This window comes from Streptomyces sp. C (genome assembly GCF_000158895.1).
Taxonomy (GTDB): domain Bacteria; phylum Actinomycetota; class Actinomycetes; order Streptomycetales; family Streptomycetaceae; genus Streptomyces; species Streptomyces racemochromogenes.
On sequence record NZ_GG657750.1, the window covers coordinates 5,735,512 to 5,737,294 of the forward strand.

The 1,783-nt window shown below is 75.0% G+C and carries 1 protein-coding gene; it reads right to left on the reverse strand.

Going from position 1 to position 1,783, the window contains the following annotated elements:
- Nucleotides 1-65: 65 nt before the first annotated feature.
- Nucleotides 66-1,783, reverse strand: a 1,718-nt coding sequence (locus tag SSNG_RS38140; RefSeq protein ID WP_165365025.1) for a MinD/ParA family protein, incomplete at its 5' end; no start/stop codon positions are given.

Below are 1,783 nucleotides of genomic sequence, written 5' to 3' on the forward strand. Positions count from 1 at the left end.
CCCTTCGCGTTCCCCGGGCCCGGTGGCCCGGCCCGGTGGTCCGGTCCGGCCCGGCCCGGCCGCGGTCAGCCGAGGCGCGGGTCGCGCGGCGGAGCCTGGTACGGGCCGGGCTGCTGCGGCGGCTGGGGGGCGGCCGGGGGCTGCCAGGGCTGTCCGGGCTGCGGGTAGGGCTGCTGCCCGTACGGCGACGGCGCCTGCGGGGGCTGCGCCTGCGGCTGCTGGTACGGGCCCGGCTGCTGCGGCTGTGCCTGCGGCTGCGGCTGAGGCGGCTGGTGGCCCTGGGGGGCGCCCCAGTGGGCCTGCGCGGCCTGCTGCTGGGCGCGCGTGAAGTCCTCGGCGACCAGGGCGGACAGGTTGAAGTACGCCTCGCGGGTCTTGGGCCGCATCAGGTCGAGGTCGACCTCCGCGCCGGCCGCGAGGTGCTCGTCGAACGGCACGACGACGACCCCGCGGCAGCGGGTCTCGAAGTGCTGCACGATGTCCTCGACCTTGATCATCTTGGCGGTCTCGCGGACCCCGGAGATGACGGTGATCGAGCGGGAGACGAGGTCGGCGTACCCGTGGGCGGAGAGCCAGTCGAGCGTGGTGCTCGCGCTGCTCGCGCCGTCCACGGACGGGGTGGAGATGATGATCAGCTGATCGGCCAGGTCCAGGACGCCGCGCATGGCGGAGTAGAGCAGTCCGGTGCCGGAGTCGGTCAGGATGATCGGGTACTGGCGGCCGAGCGTGTCTATGACGCGCCGGTAGTCCTCGTCGTTGAAGGTCGTCGAGACCGCCGGGTCCACGTCGTTGGCGATGATCTCCAGGCCGGAGGGGGCCTGCGAGGTGAACCGCCGGATGTCCATGTACGAGTTCAGGTACGGGATCGCCTGCACCAGGTCGCGGATGGTCGCACCGGTCTCACGGCGGACGCGGCGGCCGAGGGTGCCGGCGTCGGGGTTCGCGTCGATGGCCAGGATCTTGTCCTGGCGCTCGGTGGCGAGGGTGGCGCCGAGGGCGGTGGTCGTCGTGGTCTTGCCGACGCCGCCCTTGAGGCTGATGACGGCGATGCGGTAGCAGGACATCACCGGGGTGCGGATGAGCTCCAGCTTGCGCTGGCGGTCGGCCTCGGCGGCCTTGCCGCCGAAGCGGAAGCCGGAGCGGGTGGGCTTGGGCTTCTGCTTGGCGCGGATCAGGCGGTCGGAGGACAGCTCCACGGCGGCGGTGTAGCCGAGCGGAGCGCCGGGGCCCTGGCCGGGCACCGACTGCTGCCATTGCGCCTGCGGCGGCTGGGGGGCCGGGTACCCCTGCTGCTGCGGGAACCCGTACCCCTGCGGGGGCTGCGCTTCGGGTGCGCCGGGCGGGAACCCGTGACCCTGCGGTGCCGGTGCTTCCGGGGCGCCGGGCGGGAACCCGTACCCCCGCGGGGGCTGCGGTTGTGCTTCGGGGGTGCCGGGCGTGCCCTGCGGTGCCGGCTGCTGCGCCTGCTGGGGCGGCACGGGCGGGAACCCGTACCCCTGCGGGGGCTGCGGTTGTGCTTCGGGGGTGCCGGGCGTGCCCTGCGGTGCCGGCTGCTGCGCCTGCTGGGGCGGCACGGGCGGGAACCCGTACCCCTGCGGGGGCTGCGGCTGTGCTTCCGGGGTGCCGGGCGTGCCCTGCGGTGCGGGTGCCTCCGGGGTGCCGGGCGGGAAGCCGTAGCCCTGCGGGGGCTGCGGTGCCGGTGCGGAAGTCTGTGCCTCGGTGCCCGGGGGCGGGAAGCCGTAGCCCTGGGGTGCGCCCGTTGAGGTGAACGCGGGCGGAAGCG